Raw genomic sequence first — 17,158 nt, forward strand, 5'->3', positions numbered from 1 at the left:
TAAAAAAACATGATGGAAAAGTATATGAAACCATAACGACTACTGTCGTTACAATATATTGGGAAAAAAATAATAAATGACTAGGGAGAAAATTATTATGGACAAAAAATTATGGGAAGAATGCATAAAATTTCACGGACATGAATGTCCAGGATTGGCAATAGGATACAGGGCAGTGGAAATAGCAAAGGAACACCTGGGTGATATCTTTTCACCTTCACATGACGAAGAGATTGTCTGTGTAACGGAAAATGACGCCTGCGGAGTGGATGCCGTCCAGTGGATGACAGGATGTACTGTCGGCAAGGGAAATCTAATTTACAGGCCTACGGGTAAAATGGCTTTTTCATTTTTTCTTAGAGAAAGCGGCAGGAGCATACGAATAGTAAGGAAACCTAAGCCTGGTGATGCTCCAATGAGCAGGGAAGAAAGCAAGAGATACATTCTGGAAGCGCCTGCCGACGAGGTATTCTGGGTAAAGGAACCTGAATTCGAACTGCCGGAGAGGGCAAGGATTTTTGACAGCGTAGTCTGTGAAAAATGCGGTGAAGCTTCACCGGAGCACAAGATTCGCATTATGGAAGGGAAAAAGGTATGTTCCGAATGCTTTACCGATTACCAAAGGGGATGGTAATCAATGAACAGTTTGGAAACTGAACTCAAAGAAAGCTCGGGAGGAATTGAATCATACTGGGGGCATGTAAGGAGAAAGAAGATTACAATCGCCGTTTTGACCGCACTTGTTTTCTTTCTTGTACTCTTGTCCATAAATGCGGGAGCGGCGGATATAAATCCTTTGAAGGTGCTGAAAACCTTGATTGGAATGGCTGATGAGAAGGCAAGAATAGTAATATGGCGTATCAGGATGCCACGGGTCATAGCTGCTGTAATAGCAGGTGCAGGCCTTTCCGTTTCGGGATGCGTAATGCAGAACAACCTGAAGAATCCTTTGGCATCACCCTCTACTCTGGGCATATCAAGCGCCGCCACATTTGGGGCAAATCTAGCCATCATTGTATTTGGCGCAGGAACAACCCTGCATACTGCCGGTAATTCCATATCAATAAGCAATCCATATATGGTTACGATTTGTGCTTTTGTCTTTTCAATGGGAGCGACATTTGTAATTCTTGGATTGGCCAAGCTCAGATCCTTTTCGCCGGAAGCCATCATCCTGGCCGGTGTCGCTTTAAGCTCCCTTTTCGGGGCGGGTACCACTATAGTGCAGTATTTCGCACCGGATGTAAAGATTGCCGCGGCTATTTTCTGGACGTTTGGAGACCTGGGCAGGGTTTCATGGAACGAGGTACTGATACTGAGCGTTGTGGTCATAGCATCCATAGTCTATTTTTCCTTTAGGAGGTGGGACTACAACGCCCTTGCCAACGGCGAGGAAACGGCAAAGAGTCTGGGTGTTGACACTGGAAGAACCCGCTTCTGGGGACTGCTTGTTTCGTCCATTATAACTTCGGTGTCGGTATCCTTCCTGGGAATGATAGGATTTATAGGATTGATAGGACCGCAGATTATGATAAGAATTGTAGGAGCCGACTACAGGTTCCTGATACCATCATCGGCACTGTTGGGAGCGGTGGTGCTTCTTATTGCGGATACTGCTGCAAGAACGATGATTTCACCGGTGGTTTTGCCTGTGGGCGCAATTACATCGCTCCTTGGCGGCCCCATGTTTCTGTTTCTATTGATGAGAGGAGTGAAAAGATAATCATGAGAATGATAGTTGAAGGCGTATCATACGCCTATTCAAAGAGCAAGGTATTGAAGGATGTTTCCTTCGAGATAGGAAAGGGTGAATGCATAGCCATATTGGGTACCAACGGGGTTGGTAAATCAACATTGCTTAAATGCCTGAACAAGGTGATAAAGGCTCAATCGGGAAAAATAACCGTGGGGACCACCAATCTTGACAGTATGTCAGGGGACGAACTTGCAAAAGTCATAGGGTACGTTCCCCAGAATGGATCCTTTCCGGACAGCACGGTATTTGACGCCGTACTTCTAGGAAGGAAGCCCTACATCAAGTGGGATGCAACAAAGAATGATCTTGAAATTGCAGAAAAAGTGATCAAGTCACTGTCTCTTGAGGAATATGCCTTTCGCAAGGTGAACCACATGAGCGGCGGAGAAATGCAGAAGGTGTCAATTGCCAGAGCCCTGGCCCAGCAGCCCTCAGTGCTTCTCTTTGACGAGCCGACCAGCAACCTGGATCTTAAAAATCAGCTGGAGGTCATAGGCATAATCAAGGATATAGTCAGGGAACAGCAGATATCGGCTGTTGTCACCATGCACGATTTGAGCCTGGCATTGAGGTTCGCCGACAAGTTCATCATGATGAAAAACGGAAACATATATGCCATGGGCGGCATGGAGATAATCACTCCCGAGAACATATTGGAAGTATATGGAGTGAACGTATCCATTGAGGAATACAACGGACACAAGGTAGTAATTCCTAATTAAATTTGAACAAGAAAGCGGCTTTGCCGCGTTAACCGTGTTCACGCTTCATGTGAACGAAACGGTTATTAAGAGGTCGTAGAAAGTTTCCTTATAAGTGTAATACCAACGCTTCAAGGGATTACACATTTTTAACTTTCTTAGACTATATGAAATTGTTTATAAAAAAGACTACGAGGAGATAATTGAAATGAAGATGAGAAGAATATTAACGATTTTAGTTGTTGCGGCAATGATGTGTTCGGCACTTGCCGGATGCAGCAAGGGAGACGCCCAAAGTGGCGTTGCAGTCAAGGACATACTGGACCGCGAGGTATTGATACCTGAAAATGCGGAAGAGTTTGTTTGCATAGGACCTGGATGCTTGAGGCTTTACACTTATGTAGCCGATGCTGAAAAGCTTGTCGGTGTTGAGGACATGGAGAAGGATGACATGGGACGACCATACAGGATGGCACATCCGGAATTCGGAGAAATGGAGATAATAGGAGCAGGCGGACCCAGGAACGCTCCAGATGCGGAGAAACTTCTTGTAGCGGATCCTGACGTAATATTCACCACATACAATTCCGATGCTGCAGCAGTGGACGAGCTGCAGGAAAAAACCGGAATTCCTGTCATAGCCCTTGGCTATGGGAACACTGCGGTATTCGATCCGGTGGTAAACAAGTCAATCGAGATCATTGGTGAAGTGACTTCCAACCAGGAAAGGGCATCGGAAGTTCTTGCCTACTTTGACGAGTTGAAGGCGGACATGGAGAGCAGAGTTGAAGGCGTTTCTGAAGAAAGCAAGCCCACTGTATATTTGGGAGCACAGTCCATGAGGGGAATGCACGGTATTGAAAGCACCAGCGGTAACTTCTCGCTCTTCAATGCCATTGGAGCCAGGAACGTAGTGGACGAAGCGGGAATCAGCGAATACATCATGCTCGACAAGGAAGCCTTGCTGGAGATGGACCCTGAGGTGATTTTCATCGATGCAGGCGGACTGTCACTGGTTATGGAGGACTATAATTCCAATCCTTCATATTATGAAGGGCTTCAGGCTGTCAAGAACGGAATGGTGTTTATGGAACTTCCATACAACTACTATTCGACAAACATCGACACAGCCATTGCAGATGCGTATTTCATGGGTTCCGTGCTTTATCCTGACCAGTATTCCGATGTGGACCCTGCTGAAAAATACGATGAAATAACTGAAAAGCTCCTGGGAGTGTCCTTGTATGATGGAGTTGCCGAAGACTACTATGGCGGTTTCCAGCAGGTCATTCTTGGGGAATAATGCTTGCGAGAATTAAACAATAGAACAAGAAAGCAGCTACGCTGCGTTATACGTGTCATGATAATGTAATTTACACGTATATTTAGAGGTCTAAGAAATTATCCTTATGAGTGTAATACCAACGCTTCAAGGGATTACACATTTTTAAATTTCTTAGACTATGAAAAAAGGGCAGCCTGAACTGTATTGGTTTGAGGCTGCCCTTTTTAATATTCGATTGATTTTTTTATTGTCTTTTCATTATTTCTACTCTCTACAGTTTTTTTCGATATCCAAGGTCAACAAAGTAAACAGTTTTGCGCTTTTTACCAGTACCTTCTCATCGATATCAAAATTTGAAGTATGGTGCCCGAGGGCTTGACTCTTGTCCAGTGAAGCGCCTAGAATAAAAAATATGCCTTGTCCGCCGTTCTTCTGCACCCTGTCCATCATATATGTGAAATCTTCACTTCCTATGGATTTGTTTGACTCTTCAATTAGACAGTTGAAATCTCCAAGACTGTCACCGATCCTTGCCAGTCTTTTTATGAGGCCGGGACTGGAATTGCCAACGAGAGCTTCGCCTGAATAGCTGATTGAATAGGTTGCTTCATGCATTTCTGCAGCATGCTTGATAATCCTTTCTGCATATGTTTTGACATACTCGTTGATTTCCGTAGTCTGTCCCCTTGTTTCCAGTTTCATTGATGCTTCCTCCGGGATTACATTTCTGCCGGAACCCGACATCAAGGTGCCGACGTTGATCCTGCTGGCTCCGTCTTTATGACGTGGTATTGAATTCAGATTCAAGACTGCAGAACAGGCGGCCAGAAGGGCGTTTCTTCCCTCGTTTGGTGCGGCGCCGGCATGGGCGGGCAGACCCTTGAAGGATACATCAAGCTTTGAAGTTGCCATGAAGCCGTTTGTGCCGCATATGAGGGTTCCGTTTTCTTCGTCAGCCATTATATGGTTTCCCAGGACGTAATCAACATCATCCAGAATGCCCGCTTTTACCATTGACTTTGCACCGCGTACTCCCTCTTCGGCAGGCTGGAAAATCAATTTTATCGTTCCCAGACCCTTGAACCGGTCCCTGAAATTTGCCAACGTGTGTGCTACACCCAGTCCTATGGCGGCATGGCCGTCATGGCCACAGCTGTGCATGATGCCGTCGTTTGATGAATTAAAACTGAGGCTGAAAGGCAGGTGGTTTTCTTTAGTGCTTTCACTTACGCCTATGGCGTCTATGTCAAAACGCATGGCAACAGTGGGCCCTTCACCCAAATTCAATACTCCAAGAACTCCGGTATATCCGCCCTTTAACTGTTCCATGAATTCCTCAGGGGCGCCCTGCTTAAGGGCCCTGTAGTAATTGCTGTCCAGAATTCCTGCTGAAGGAACTCCCATTCTGTCGGCTTCGGAAAAGATTTCCTTACCATACTTCACTTCGAATCCCAGTTCCAGGAGGCGTTTTGCAATTATTGACGCAGTCCTGAATTCAGTCCATCCAAGTTCGGGATATCTGTGGAAATCCCTTCTATAAGATATGATTTTGTCTTCAATATTGTTGATATAATTTATGATTTCCTTCATTTTAAATCCTTTCGCTTCCTTAGGAGTATATTGTTTGAATTTTTGATAATCAACCCAAGAAGCTTGATTTGAGCATAATTATACCACTAAGATGTATTGTCGTCCAGTAGCCGAATGAATCAATTACGGTATACCGGGTTTTTTATTTATGTTGTATTAATCCTTTATTTGTGTTATCATTAAAAAAACGAATCAATGAATCGATAAAGGAGAAACGATATGGTTGTGACAAAATCACTGCAACTTGTAGTATTTGAGCATTTGAGAGATAAAATAATCAACGGAGAGCTAAGCGACAATGAAATATATTCAGAAACAAAACTTGCAAAGGATCTTGGTGTTTCAAGGACTCCTGTAAGGGATGCTATACACCGCCTTTCCCAGGAAGGCTATATCGACATACTTCCCAGCAAGGGATTCAAGCTCCATAAGATGTCGGTAAAGGATATAGAGGAAATATTTCAGGTAAGGTCTGCCATAGAATCATACTGTACTCTCTACATTGCAAAAAGATACGATGAGGATAAGGCAAAGGCATTGTTCAAGGAACTGGACAGGCTTAACAAGCTTATGGATAATATCGTGAATTCAAGCAGGAATATAGACAGGTTCATAAAATATGATTTCCATTTTCACATGAGCATTGTCGAATATGCAGACAATTCGGTTTTCAAGAATATATTCGAGACATATACCTACAGAATACAGAAGCTGGCAAAGCTTTCCCTTGGACATGAGAACAGGATGGAGAACACCTGCAAGGAGCATTCAGATATCCTGGAAGCAATGAAAAGAGGAGATATTGACGAAATATACGATATAACCATGGTACATATGGAGACTCCGAAATATATAAATCTAAAGGATCTTGAAAATTTGTAGGCCCTGATTATTAGCCGTAGATTTGGAAGAGTAAAAGAACAATTAAGTATAAAAAAATGGAAAGGACATTTAATACTCCTTTCCATTTTTTTGTCTGTATACTTGAAGGGAACTAATCTCTTGTTTTAATAATCGCACCCTTGTCGGCGGATTCAGCAAGTTTACCGTATATATAAAGGTATCCTTCGCTGACTCTTGCCTTAGGTGCTGTCCATTTCTCGAGTCTTGACTTCATTTCCTCATCTGAGATTTCTATGTTGAGCTTTCTTTCAGGGATGTCGATTTCGATTATGTCGCCGTTTTCTACAACTGCAATAGGTCCACCTTCCTGTGCTTCAGGAGAGATGTGTCCTACAAAAGTTCCGTTGTTAGTTCCTGAGAATCTTCCGTCAGTTACAAGGGCAACCTTGTCTGCTAGACCCATTCCATAAAGAAGCTTCATTGCCTTGAACATCTCAGGCATTCCAGGACCTCCCTTAGGGCCCTCATATCTGATAACAACAACCTGACCGGCTTTGACTTCATGTCTCATGATGGCTTCGTTTGCTTCCTGTTCTGAATCGAATACGATAGCTGGGCCTGTAAACTTAAGCATGTCTTCCTTGATTGCAGCAGGTTTTGTTACAGCTGTATTTGGAGCAAGGTTTCCGGCAAGTACTGCCAAACCGCCCATTGCAGAATGAGGATTTTCAAGTGTCTTGACAATCTCATTGTTTGGAGAAAGATATCCTTCCAGATTTTCGCCCATAGTTTTGCCAGTTGAAGTCATTACATCTTCATTTAGCATTGATCTTATTTCATTCATTACTACAGGAACTCCACCTGATTCATGGAAATCTATTACATTGAAAGTAGCAGCAGGATTCATTTTCGCTATTAGTGGAGTACTTCTGCTCAAAGTGTCAAAGCTCTCCATATCGAAGTCTACTCTGGCTTCATATGCTATGGCAGGGATGTGAAGAGCAGCATTTGTGGATCCTCCAATTGCAGAGCAAAGTCTTACTGCATTTTCGATTGATTTTTTGTTGATTACCTGTCTTGCATTGATTCCTTTTTTTACGAGGTCTACGATGGCCTCTCCGGACTTCTGGGCACTTAATAGTCTTTCCTTGTATACTGCAGGTATCATTGCACTTTGTGTCAGCGACATTCCAATGGCTTCAGCTATACAGCACATTGTATTCGCAGTACCAAGGAATGAACATGATCCGCATGTAGGTGCGCACTGGTCTTCCATCTCTATGAGTTTTTCTTCTGTTATTTCACCGTTGCTTAGTTTACCGACGCCCTCAATAATTGAAGTGGTATCGGATTTTCTTCCATGTATTTCAGGGCCACCAAGCATAGGCCCTCCATTTACGAGAATTGAAGGCAGGTCCAGTCTTGCAGCAGCCATGAGCATTCCCGGAACAATCTTATCGCACGATCCGATCATGACTATTCCATCGTACTGGTGGGCTTGTACAACAAGCTCTATGCTGTTTGCAATGATGTCTCTTGTTGGAAGTATGTAGCGCATTCCTTCATGTCCTTCGGCGATTCCGTCGCATGCACCTATAACTCCGAACTCAACAGGTGTTCCTCCAGCTGCCCTTATTCCTTCCTTGACCGCATCTGAAACTTTTCTAAGGTTGTAGTGTCCAGGAACAGTAGTACTCCATGCATTTGCAATACCTATGATGGGCTTGTCCAAATCGGAGTCCGTATATCCCATGGACTTGTAGTAGGCTCTGTTTATGCTCCACTCAGGTCTTTTTAATATTCTTTGACTTCTTGATTCCATTTAATCCACACTTCCTTATATCGTTTTCCCACATTATACAGCATACCGGTGCACCGGTCAAGTGTGTTTTGCATAAAATTCAACAATGAAAATTTGTGAATCCCCAATATGCCCTATGTTATATTTCCAGGAAGGTAGGAGATGCAGATATTCTCAAGGAAGTGGTAAAGATTTCACTTGACAATAATATAACAAAGAAATGAATGTATATATATTTCTATGAAAAAATAATTCCCAAATTTGCCATTGACAAGGTACACCGGTATACCGTATAATGATTTTAACAAGGACGGGGAGCCAACTCATATAAAAAAAGCGAGCGTGAATCGATCGCAAAGCTTAAAGCTTGAAATGCATACGTTTGCGAAAAAGTTAAATAATTAACAATATTGATGGTTTATTGGAATCCTGTTCGTTGTTCATACTGTAACTTATCAAAAAAAGGACCGTAAGGTCAAAAATTGGAGGTAAATATGCTAACAGGTTTTGGTTTATTGATAGTATTTGTTATAGCAATTGCCATATTGCTTTTTACTATTATCAAGATGAAATTAAACCCATTTTTATCACTTCTATTGACATCAGTAATTACAGGTTTTATGGTTAGGATGCCAATAAGTGAAATCTCAGGTACAATTTCGGCAGGGTTTGGAAAAACGATGTCAGGGATCGGTATAGTAATAGGTCTAGGAATCATTTTTGGTAACATTTTATCTGAAGCGGATGCAACTCAGTCCATTGCAGATGGTCTTTTGAAAAGGACAGGGAATGAAAAGGCTGCACTGGCAGTATTGTTCGCAGGATTTTTGATATCAATTCCCGTATTCATGGATGCTGCATTTGTAATCATGATACCGATAGTTAAATATGTTGCAAAGACTACTAAGAAATCAATGTTGACTTTCGTTACAGCTCTTGGAGTAGGAACAATTGTCGGTCATGCAATCGTAATCCCGACTCCAGGTCCATTTGCCGTTGCAATAAACATGAATGCCAATGTCGGCATGTTCATCACATATTCAATCCTCGTTTCGGTTCCTGCAATATTTGTAGGAGGCTGGTTGTATGGAAAGAGATTCAAGAATTATCCAGCATATGTAGGTGAGAGTGATGAGACAGCTGCTACATGTACAAATATTGAAGAGAAAAGCATACCTTCTTACGGTCTTTCAATGTTCAATCTTCTTTTCCCTATAGCATTGATACTTTTCTCTAATATAGCAATCAACTTTATTCCTGAAGGTACAGGAGCATATGAACTTATAAAATTCATTGGCGACAAGAATATCGCTCTTTTGATTGGATGTTTTGTATCTTTTGCTTCACTGCAGAAGTATTTCAGGAAAGATCTTGGAACAATAGTAATCGAAGCAGCAGGTTCTGCTGGTCTCATACTTATGATAACAGGTGCAGGCGGTTCCTTCGGATCTGTAATCAACGCCAGCGGAATAGGAAACTACCTGGTTCAATCCATGTCAGACCTTGCAATACCGACTGTTCTTCTGGGATTCATTCTGAGTGCATTGCTTCGTATTTCACAGGGTTCAACTACCGTTGCAATTGTAACAACATCATCTATCCTTGGACCTGCTATAGCAGCGACAGGCATAGGATCACCGGTGCTGGTAGGATTGGCAATATGCTGTGGAGGAACAGGATTCTCGCTTCCTAACGATTCAGGATTCTGGGTACTTTCTAGATTCAGTAACCTGTCTGTTAAGGAAACATTCAATTCATGGACAATGGGAGGTACAATAGCAGCTCTTGCAGGATTTGCCGTAGTACTTATCCTTAGCTTTATAAATTCGACTGTAGGTCTTCCAGGACTCTAAGAATATAAACAAATCAACAATAAAACAAGGAATGTATGGTATATAATACTGTGCATTCTTTTTTTGTACCATAAGAAAGTTAAGATATACATAGCCCTTTGAAATCTTGGTGTTATGGTGATAGTACCTTACATCCAGCTGGGACTTTTCCATCTTATTGTTTAAGCTGTTAGAATATAAGGATCAATAGGTATAACGTAAGGACCTTTGGACCGTGCGTCCGTTTGGATTTAACACAGTATAGTTTTATTATTGTGGACAACTTTTATATATTTCCTGGGGACTTGTTTACAAGCTGCTTCTATAAAGTTATTACATACATGATCCAATGCACAAGGCCAGCAGGACCGTAATAAAGATGATTATTTAGTATGAAAAAAGTATTGGTAGTTAGTTTACTTTACATTGAGCCAGTGGAAGGGAACTGTGATTAAAAAAGAGAAAATGTATTTAAAAGAACCCCTGCTTCATAAGCAAGGGTTCTTTCCCATATACAATAAATGGCAAAATTATGTATATTTTGGACTGTTCAATTAACTGATGCTTTTGACTTCTGTTGCCTTGAACTTCCTGTTTGCAAGTTCATCGTAGGCTTCATATCTTTCTATTGCATCATTTTCAGCTTTTGCAAAGAGTTCTTCTGCTGTTTCGGGGAACTTGTTCACAAGTGAAGTATATCTTACCTCGTTCATGAGGAAGCCCTTGAAGCTCTCAGATGGTGCTTTTGAATCCAGTGTGAAAGGATTCTGTCCAGCATCCTTGAGGTCAGGATTGAACCTGTACAGGTGCCAGTATCCGCATTTAACAGCATCTGCCTGACGGTTCTGAGAATTGCTCATTCCACCCTTAACTCCGTGGTTGATGCATGTAGCATATGCAATGATCAATGATGGTCCATCATAAGCTTCTGCTTCCTTAATAGCCTTCATAGTCTGGTTTTTGTCTGCACCCATGGCTATCTGGGCAACATATCCATAACTCATAGCCATCATACCAAGATCTTTTTTCTTTGTCTTCTTACCGCTTGCTGCGAATTGAGCAACTGCTGCAGTAGGAGTTGCCTTTGATGATTGTCCACCTGTGTTTGAGTAAACCTCTGTGTCAACTACGATTACATTTACATTCTCGCCTGATGCCAGTACATGGTCAAGTCCGCCGTAACCAATGTCGTAAGCCCAACCGTCTCCACCTACAATCCACTGTGATGGTTTAACAAGGTAATCCGTTCTCTTGGTGATTTCCTTCACTGCCTCAGATTTTACATCTGTGTTTGACTGGAGAACCTGAATGAGTTTTTCAGATCTTTCTCTTGTCCCTTCGCTTAAATCGAAGTTAATTTCCCAATCATTCAGAGCATCTTTCAATTCTCCAGCTGGAAGTTCTGTAACGGCTTCTTTTGCCTTGCTTCTGACCAGTTTTCTCACTGCAGAGTTTCCAAGGAACATTCCATATCCGTATTCTGCAGTATCCTCGAAGAGGGAACATCCCCATGATGGGCCGTGACCCTTGCTGTTTGTTGTATAAGGAACCTCTGGAGATCCTCCCCATATGTGGGTACATCCTGCAGAGTTTGCTATCATCATCCTGTCGCCGTAAAGCTGAGTGATAAGCTTGATGTAAGGTGTTTCACCACATCCTGCACATGCGCCACTGAACTCAACGTATGGTTTAAGGAACTGGCTTCCTTTTACAGTATATTTCTGCTTGTCGCTTATATCCTTGGATGTTACTTTCTTTTCTGTGTATTCCCAGTTTGTGTTCAGTTCTTCTTTGACAGAGTCAAGAGATACCATTTCAAGTGCGTCAACAGGACAAGCCTTTACGCAGACTCCGCATCCTGTACAGTCCATGCCTGAGATTGCGAGGTGGTATTGCATTCCCTCATATCCTTTGGCCTTAGCTATTTCGTAGCATGCCGGAGCGTTTTTGGCCTCAAGATCGTCTACTAGAGTAGGACGAACTACTGCGTGAGAACATACGTATGAACACTGGTTGCACTGGATACATTTATCCATGTTCCATTTAGGAACTTCAATTGCGATTCCTCTCTTTTCCCATTTGGTAATGCTGTCAGGGAAACTTCCGTCTTCTCTTCCGTTGAAGGTTGATACTGGAAGTTCGTTACCTTCCTGTCTTGCTATCTTCTTCATTACATTCTTTACGAAATCAGGCATGTCCTCTGGAGTCTCAACAACTTCCAATTCAGCATCAGCCCATGACGCAGGGATTTCAATTTCCTTTATCATCTGGATACCCTTATCGATAGCCGAGTTGTTCATGTCAACAATATGCTGTCCCTTGTTTCCGTAAGATTTCTTAACCTCTTCCTTGAGGTATTTTACTGCTTCATCTATTGGCAATACGCTGCTAAGCTTGAAGAATCCAGCCTGCATTATCATGTTTATACGTCCGCCAAGACCGATTTCTCTTGCTATGTCAACAGCGTTCAATGTATAGAATTTGGCCTTTTTCTCAACGATTTTTCTCTTGAGACTTCCAGGAAGTTTTTCCTTAAGTTCTTCAGGCGACCAGATTGTATTCAGAAGGAATGTTCCGCCTTCCTTGAGGTCTCCTATAAGGTCGTATTTGTCCACATATGACTGGTTGTGGCAGGCTATGAAGTCTGCAGATGAAATCAGGTATGAACCCTTTATAGGTTTTGGTCCCATTCTAAGGTGGGATATTGTAACTCCACCTGATTTTTTAGAGTCATATGCGAAATATGCCTGCGCATTGTAGTCTGTGTGGTTTCCTATGATTTTTACTGCCGACTTGTTTGCACCTACAGTCCCATCAGCACCAAGTCCCCAGAACTTGAAGGAAAAGTTATCCTTTGGAGTTGATGAGAACTTTGCTTCATATTTTGGCAGTGAAAGCCCTGTTACGTCGTCGATTATGGATACTGTGAAGTAGTTCTTTGGGTTTCCGCTTCTCAGGTTTTCGTATACAGCCATAACATCAGCAGGTGTGAAGTCCTTTGATCCCAGACCGTAACGTCCTCCTATTACAAGTGGAGCATTGTTCATATCTGCATATACGTTTCTTACATCAAGGTAGAGAGGTTCGCCCATCGAACCAGGCTCTTTTGTTCTGTCAAGAACGCATATTCTCTTGACTGTTTCCGGAAGCTCCTTAAGGAAGTAATCAGCAGAGAAAGGACGGTAAAGGTGTACTTTAAGCAATCCGAATTTCTCTCCATTTGCATTCATGTAGTCTATTGTCTCTTCAACTACTCCTGTGGACGATCCCATTGTGATGATTACATCTTCTGCATCTTCCGCACCGTAATAGTTGAACAGTTTATAGTCTGTTCCGCAAAGTTTGTTCATGTCGTTCATGTATTTCTCAACAATTCCAGGGATTGCATCATAAAACTTGTTTACTGATTCCCTTGTCTGGAAATATATGTCGGGATTCTGCGCGGTTCCCCTTATTGCAGGGTGATCGGGATTGAGTGCATTTTCCCTGAACGCCTTGACTGAATCGAAATCAACAAGTTTTTTAAGTTCGTCATACTCAAGAATATCAATCTTCTGGTATTCATGGCTGGTCCTGAATCCGTCAAAGAAGTGAAGGAAAGGAATCCTGCTCTTGATTGCGGCGAGATGTGAAACACAGGCCATATGGAAGGCTTCCTGTACGCTTCCTGATGCCAGCAATGCAAAACCTGTCTGACGGCAGCTCATTGCATCCTGATGGTCCCCGAAAATCGAAAGAGCGTTTGATGCTACTGCACGCGAACTTACGTGGAATACACCTGGGAGCAGTTCTCCTGCAATTTTGTACATGTTTGGTAGCATGAGCATAAGTCCCTGGCTTGCAGTATATGTTGAACATAATGCACCGCCCTGCAAAGCGCCGTGCAGTGCTCCAGCAGCACCTCCCTCGGCTTGAAGCTCCCTTACTTCAACTGTTTCGCCAAAAATGTTTTTTACACCATTTGCACTCCATTCGTCAACGAGTTCAGCCATCTGGCTTGATGGGGTGATGGGGTAGATGGTCGCAACTTCTGTAAAGGCATATGATGCATAAGCGGCGGCTGTATTGCCGTCCATGGTAGCCTTTTTCAATTTTGTATTCATTTGATTTCCTCCTAATAAATTCAAGAAATATTCTATTTAAATGAATTTCCATAATAATGAACAAATTTTAAATCGACATATGAAAAGCAGCATTAAAAAATGTCAATGACTAAAGAGAATTGCGCTAGTCGATATGTTTAATCCGACATGCGTGTGTAAAAATATAGATACAAATTCGTAAAACCGACCTCGCGCAAATACTGGGAATAGTCATTTATAAAAATTATACGGTATACTGGTGTACCAAGTCAAGTGTAAAATTCCAATACGCGCATATAAAAATTGAGTGAAACGGCTTGGAATATTAAATATATATCAAAAGAAAATTATCTGAAACCTTTGCATTATTTCAAACTGCAATATAAAAGCCCTCCAACACTGTGGTCGAAGGGCTTAATTAAGTTACCATATCTTTCTATAAATATTCCTTTTTACTTTCCGTTCATTCTTATGTAACTCGATTTGATTTGTCGTTTTAATTTTCATTAAATTAATGGTGATTGAAATATTACAGTTGAATTATCTTTATAAAATAAACAAGACCCCTGCTATGAAAAGTCCTGCAACCAAACACCATGTAGCACAATATCCCATGATATCTTTTATTCCCAATCCCGCTACACCCAGTATAGGCAGTGCCCAGAAAGGTTGTATCTGATTCGTCAAGGCATCTCCCCATGCGATGGCCATTATTGTCTTTGCAGTATCGACACCAAGGTCAGCTGCTGCAGGCATCATAATAGGCGCCTGTATGGCCCACTGGCCGCCACCTGAAGGTACGAATATGTTAACAATGGATGCACTCAAAAGGGAAGTCAATGGGAATGAATCTTGTGTTGATACTGAAACAAACCATTGGGACATCATTGCAGCCAGTCCGGATGTTTTCATCATTGCCATAATGCCTGCATATATGGGGAATTGAATCATTATTCCGCTGGTCACATTGACGGCATTTTTGACTGCTGTCTTGTAATTCATGAGATTTCCATGAAGAATTATCCCCATAGCCATAAACAGAATTATTACAATGTCGATGCTTATATTTAAAGTTCCAACGTTCATGAAGTAATTGACGCAATACACCAACAGAACCGCTGATAGTGAAAAACTCAGTATTTTACTGTGGCTGAATTTTTCGGCAAATGTATTTGAATCGACTGGATCTTCTGTTGTTTCTACCTCTGTCAAATGTTCTGGTATGCTGATGACTTCGTCTTCCGGAGGCATCATGATTTTTCCCGAAAGGGCTAGCAAAATGATCAAGCCGATGGAAATCACTATATTCCAATATGAAAACAGAGTCTGTCCGATAGGAACAACACCGATGGATTCCTCGAGGAAATGACCTGGAGTGGCCACTATCAAAGGTATGGAAGTCGAAAAGCCTCTTATGATCGTTGCCCCGTATACCAATGCAATCAGTAAAGGATAGTGTATTTTCCTGTTTTTTGTTGCAACCTGTTTCGCAAGGAGGGCTCCGCCTATCATTCCAAGACCCCAGTTCATGTAATTCAAAAACATGCATGCAACAGCGGTGAAAACTATTCCCTGAGTTGCTGTTTTAGGAATGCCGCTCAATGATATCAACATGTTTTTCACTGATTTTGAACTTGCCAAAGAATGACCTGTTATCAGTATCAATGCCATTTGCATGCCAAAATTGAATAAGGATGGTATACCATTACCAAAATAACCTACCATATCCATTATGGTTGATTCTGTAAAAATTACTCCCGATAAGAATACAATTATTGCCAGAAGTATTGCTATTGAATATGAATCGGGCAGATACCTGCTGAATGCCTTTGCGAGAAAATTGGATCTTTTCTTTTTTGATTTCAATTTTGAGGGTCCCATAAATGCCTCCTCATATTTGGTTACTACAGATTCAGACTGTACTTTTTCAGCTTGTAGTTAAGACTCTGCTTTGATATGTCAAGCCTTTCCGCAAGTTCCGACAGGGACTTGATATCTTTAGACCTTGACAGTATGAAGTCTTTTTCGAATTTTGCCACTGCTTCATTCAAGTTGCCGTATCCGTAGCCGGATGCATGGCTTCTTGAAATTTCTTTGTTCAGCAGTGTTTCGGGCAGGTCCTGTTTTTCTATGGTTTCGCTTGTGGCAAAGTTCATAGCGCTTTCCACTGTGTTTCTGAACTCCCTGATGTTGCCCGGCCAGTCATACCTCTTGAAAATATCATATACTTCGTCCGATACTCCCGTAATATTTATGTCGATTTCACTGTTGAATATCTTTATGAAGTGGTCCAGCAATTCCGGTATGTCCGTTTTTCTTTCTCTCAGGGGAGGTACCTTTATTTGAAGGCTTGAAAGTCTGTAGTACAAGTCTTTTCTCATTTTGTTTGAATTTATGCAGTCCAGAGGGTTTTCGTTTACTGCAGCTATTATTCGGACATCGATCTTTTTGGATTCCGAACTTCCAATTCTTGTAACTTTCTTTTCTTCGATTGCCTTCAGAAGCTTGGCCTGCATACTGAGATCCATTGAGTTTATCTCATCAAGAAATATCGTACCTCCGTCTGCCAGTTCGAATATTCCCGGCTTGTTTTCAGCTCCCGTATATATCCCTTTCGTCGTTCCGAAGAAAATGCTCTCAAGCAAAGTGTGTGGTATGGCAGCGCAGTTTTGCGAAATGAACCGGCTGCTTCTTCTGGAGCTGCTGCTGTGTATGGATTGGGCAACGAGTTCTTTTCCCGTTCCGGTTTCACCGTATATCAGCACGCTTGAACTTGTCTTGGACACCTTGTGGATTTTGTATTTCAAGAGCTGGATTCCTTCTGAACTTCCCATTATATCGCTGATTTCATAGAAATCGGTCTTGTGGGAGGATGTCATTGTTGACAGGTCTATGAAGTCGTTTGTCAGACTCGTCTCCATGAACCTTGTCGTACTGACGGCGCCTATGACTTTTCCCTTCTCTATTACTGGAAAAGTGGTGTCCAGTACGGTTATCTCAACACCGTTGTGATTAAGGGTCTGGAGTTGGTTTTTTGTCGTTTCGCCATATTTCAGTGCCCTGTAGCATGTGGATGTTTCTTCTGTCAGGTTGGGAAAAACCTCCATGGGAGTTTTTCCAAGGGATTGCTTCTCGTCGATTTGAAAAGGTCCCTTGGCGAATTGCTTGTTGTACTTGATTAATCCGTTTTCATCCACTATCATCAATCCGTCAACAAAATTTTCTATCTTTGTAATAATATCGTAATAGGTTTCAATCATTATAATCA

At 42.1% G+C, this 17,158-nt stretch carries 11 protein-coding genes; 6 read left to right on the forward strand and 5 right to left on the reverse strand.

All coding sequences use genetic code 11. The annotated features are described in order from the left end of the window. The first annotated feature begins 97 nt into the window (after positions 1-97). The 4 genes from BUB05_RS02825 (at position 98) to BUB05_RS02840 (ending at position 3,760) form a co-directional block, all read left to right on the forward strand. The gene (locus BUB05_RS02825) at positions 98-634 is read left to right on the forward strand and encodes an FmdE family protein (protein ID WP_073046820.1); all 537 of its coding nucleotides are present in this window, start codon (positions 98-100) and stop codon (positions 632-634) included. Between the two features lie 3 nt (positions 635-637). Continuing rightward, positions 638-1,723: a FecCD family ABC transporter permease gene (locus tag BUB05_RS02830; protein WP_073046822.1), complete on the forward strand. Its 1,086-nt coding sequence runs from the start codon at positions 638-640 to the stop codon at positions 1,721-1,723. Between the two features lie 2 nt (positions 1,724-1,725). Next, positions 1,726-2,478 (forward strand): ABC transporter ATP-binding protein, encoded by a 753-nt coding sequence (locus BUB05_RS02835; RefSeq protein WP_073046825.1) that lies wholly within the window; start codon positions 1,726-1,728, stop codon positions 2,476-2,478. 187 nt (positions 2,479-2,665) lie between these two features. After that, positions 2,666-3,760 carry an iron ABC transporter substrate-binding protein gene (locus tag BUB05_RS02840; RefSeq protein WP_094762662.1) on the forward strand — a complete coding sequence of 365 codons (1,095 nt, stop codon included), beginning with the start codon at positions 2,666-2,668 and terminating at the stop codon, positions 3,758-3,760. A gap of 246 nt (positions 3,761-4,006) precedes the next feature. On the opposite strand, the gene BUB05_RS02845 is transcribed toward BUB05_RS02840, so the two are convergent. Continuing rightward, positions 4,007-5,332, reverse strand: a complete 1,326-nt coding sequence (locus BUB05_RS02845; protein ID WP_073046828.1) for an amidohydrolase — start codon at positions 5,330-5,332, stop codon at positions 4,007-4,009. Between the two features lie 219 nt (positions 5,333-5,551). Here BUB05_RS02845 and BUB05_RS02850 point away from each other — a divergent pair, with 219 nt between their 5' ends. Then, positions 5,552-6,214, forward strand: coding sequence for a GntR family transcriptional regulator (locus tag BUB05_RS02850; RefSeq protein WP_073046831.1), 663 nt, complete (start codon positions 5,552-5,554; stop codon positions 6,212-6,214). A 112-nt stretch (positions 6,215-6,326) separates the two neighbouring features. Here BUB05_RS02850 and ilvD read toward each other — a convergent pair whose 3' ends face one another. Further along, positions 6,327-7,997: a dihydroxy-acid dehydratase gene (gene ilvD, locus BUB05_RS02855; protein ID WP_073046834.1), complete on the reverse strand. Its 1,671-nt coding sequence runs from the start codon at positions 7,995-7,997 to the stop codon at positions 6,327-6,329. A gap of 473 nt (positions 7,998-8,470) precedes the next feature. Here ilvD and BUB05_RS02860 point away from each other — a divergent pair, with 473 nt between their 5' ends. Next, the gene (locus tag BUB05_RS02860) at positions 8,471-9,829 is read left to right on the forward strand and encodes a GntP family permease (protein ID WP_073046837.1); all 1,359 of its coding nucleotides are present in this window, start codon (positions 8,471-8,473) and stop codon (positions 9,827-9,829) included. A 533-nt stretch (positions 9,830-10,362) separates the two neighbouring features. Here BUB05_RS02860 and nifJ read toward each other — a convergent pair. From nifJ to BUB05_RS02875, 3 genes are all read right to left on the reverse strand, one after another. Beyond that, positions 10,363-13,911: a pyruvate:ferredoxin (flavodoxin) oxidoreductase gene (nifJ, locus tag BUB05_RS02865; RefSeq protein WP_073046842.1), complete on the reverse strand. Its 3,549-nt coding sequence runs from the start codon at positions 13,909-13,911 to the stop codon at positions 10,363-10,365. Between the two features lie 525 nt (positions 13,912-14,436). Further along, positions 14,437-15,771 (reverse strand): short-chain fatty acid transporter, encoded by a 1,335-nt coding sequence (locus tag BUB05_RS02870; protein ID WP_094762663.1) that lies wholly within the window; start codon positions 15,769-15,771, stop codon positions 14,437-14,439. 23 nt (positions 15,772-15,794) lie between these two features. After that, positions 15,795-17,150: a sigma-54 interaction domain-containing protein gene (locus BUB05_RS02875; protein ID WP_073046845.1), complete on the reverse strand. Its 1,356-nt coding sequence runs from the start codon at positions 17,148-17,150 to the stop codon at positions 15,795-15,797. Positions 17,151-17,158: the final 8 nt, after the last annotated feature.

The organism is Dethiosulfatibacter aminovorans DSM 17477 (assembly GCF_900142005.1).
GTDB lineage: Bacteria > Bacillota > Clostridia > Tissierellales > Dethiosulfatibacteraceae > Dethiosulfatibacter > Dethiosulfatibacter aminovorans.

What these genes read in the sequence shown, in the direction of transcription:
- BUB05_RS02845 (WP_073046828.1), bottom strand. Translation starts at nt 5,332, where the DNA reads ATGAAGGAAATCATAAATTATATCAACAATATTGAAGACAAAATCATA.
- BUB05_RS02850 (WP_073046831.1), top strand. Translation starts at nt 5,552, where the DNA reads ATGGTTGTGACAAAATCACTGCAACTTGTAGTATTTGAGCATTTGAGA.
- BUB05_RS02870 (WP_094762663.1), bottom strand. Translation starts at nt 15,771, where the DNA reads ATGGGACCCTCAAAATTGAAATCAAAAAAGAAAAGATCCAATTTTCTC.
- BUB05_RS02835 (WP_073046825.1), top strand. Translation starts at nt 1,726, where the DNA reads ATGAGAATGATAGTTGAAGGCGTATCATACGCCTATTCAAAGAGCAAG.
- ilvD (WP_073046834.1), bottom strand. Translation starts at nt 7,997, where the DNA reads ATGGAATCAAGAAGTCAAAGAATATTAAAAAGACCTGAGTGGAGCATA.
- BUB05_RS02860 (WP_073046837.1), top strand. Translation starts at nt 8,471, where the DNA reads ATGCTAACAGGTTTTGGTTTATTGATAGTATTTGTTATAGCAATTGCC.
- BUB05_RS02840 (WP_094762662.1), top strand. Translation starts at nt 2,666, where the DNA reads ATGAAGATGAGAAGAATATTAACGATTTTAGTTGTTGCGGCAATGATG.
- BUB05_RS02830 (WP_073046822.1), top strand. Translation starts at nt 638, where the DNA reads ATGAACAGTTTGGAAACTGAACTCAAAGAAAGCTCGGGAGGAATTGAA.
- nifJ (WP_073046842.1), bottom strand. Translation starts at nt 13,911, where the DNA reads ATGAATACAAAATTGAAAAAGGCTACCATGGACGGCAATACAGCCGCC.
- BUB05_RS02825 (WP_073046820.1), top strand. Translation starts at nt 98, where the DNA reads ATGGACAAAAAATTATGGGAAGAATGCATAAAATTTCACGGACATGAA.
- BUB05_RS02875 (WP_073046845.1), bottom strand. Translation starts at nt 17,150, where the DNA reads ATGATTGAAACCTATTACGATATTATTACAAAGATAGAAAATTTTGTT.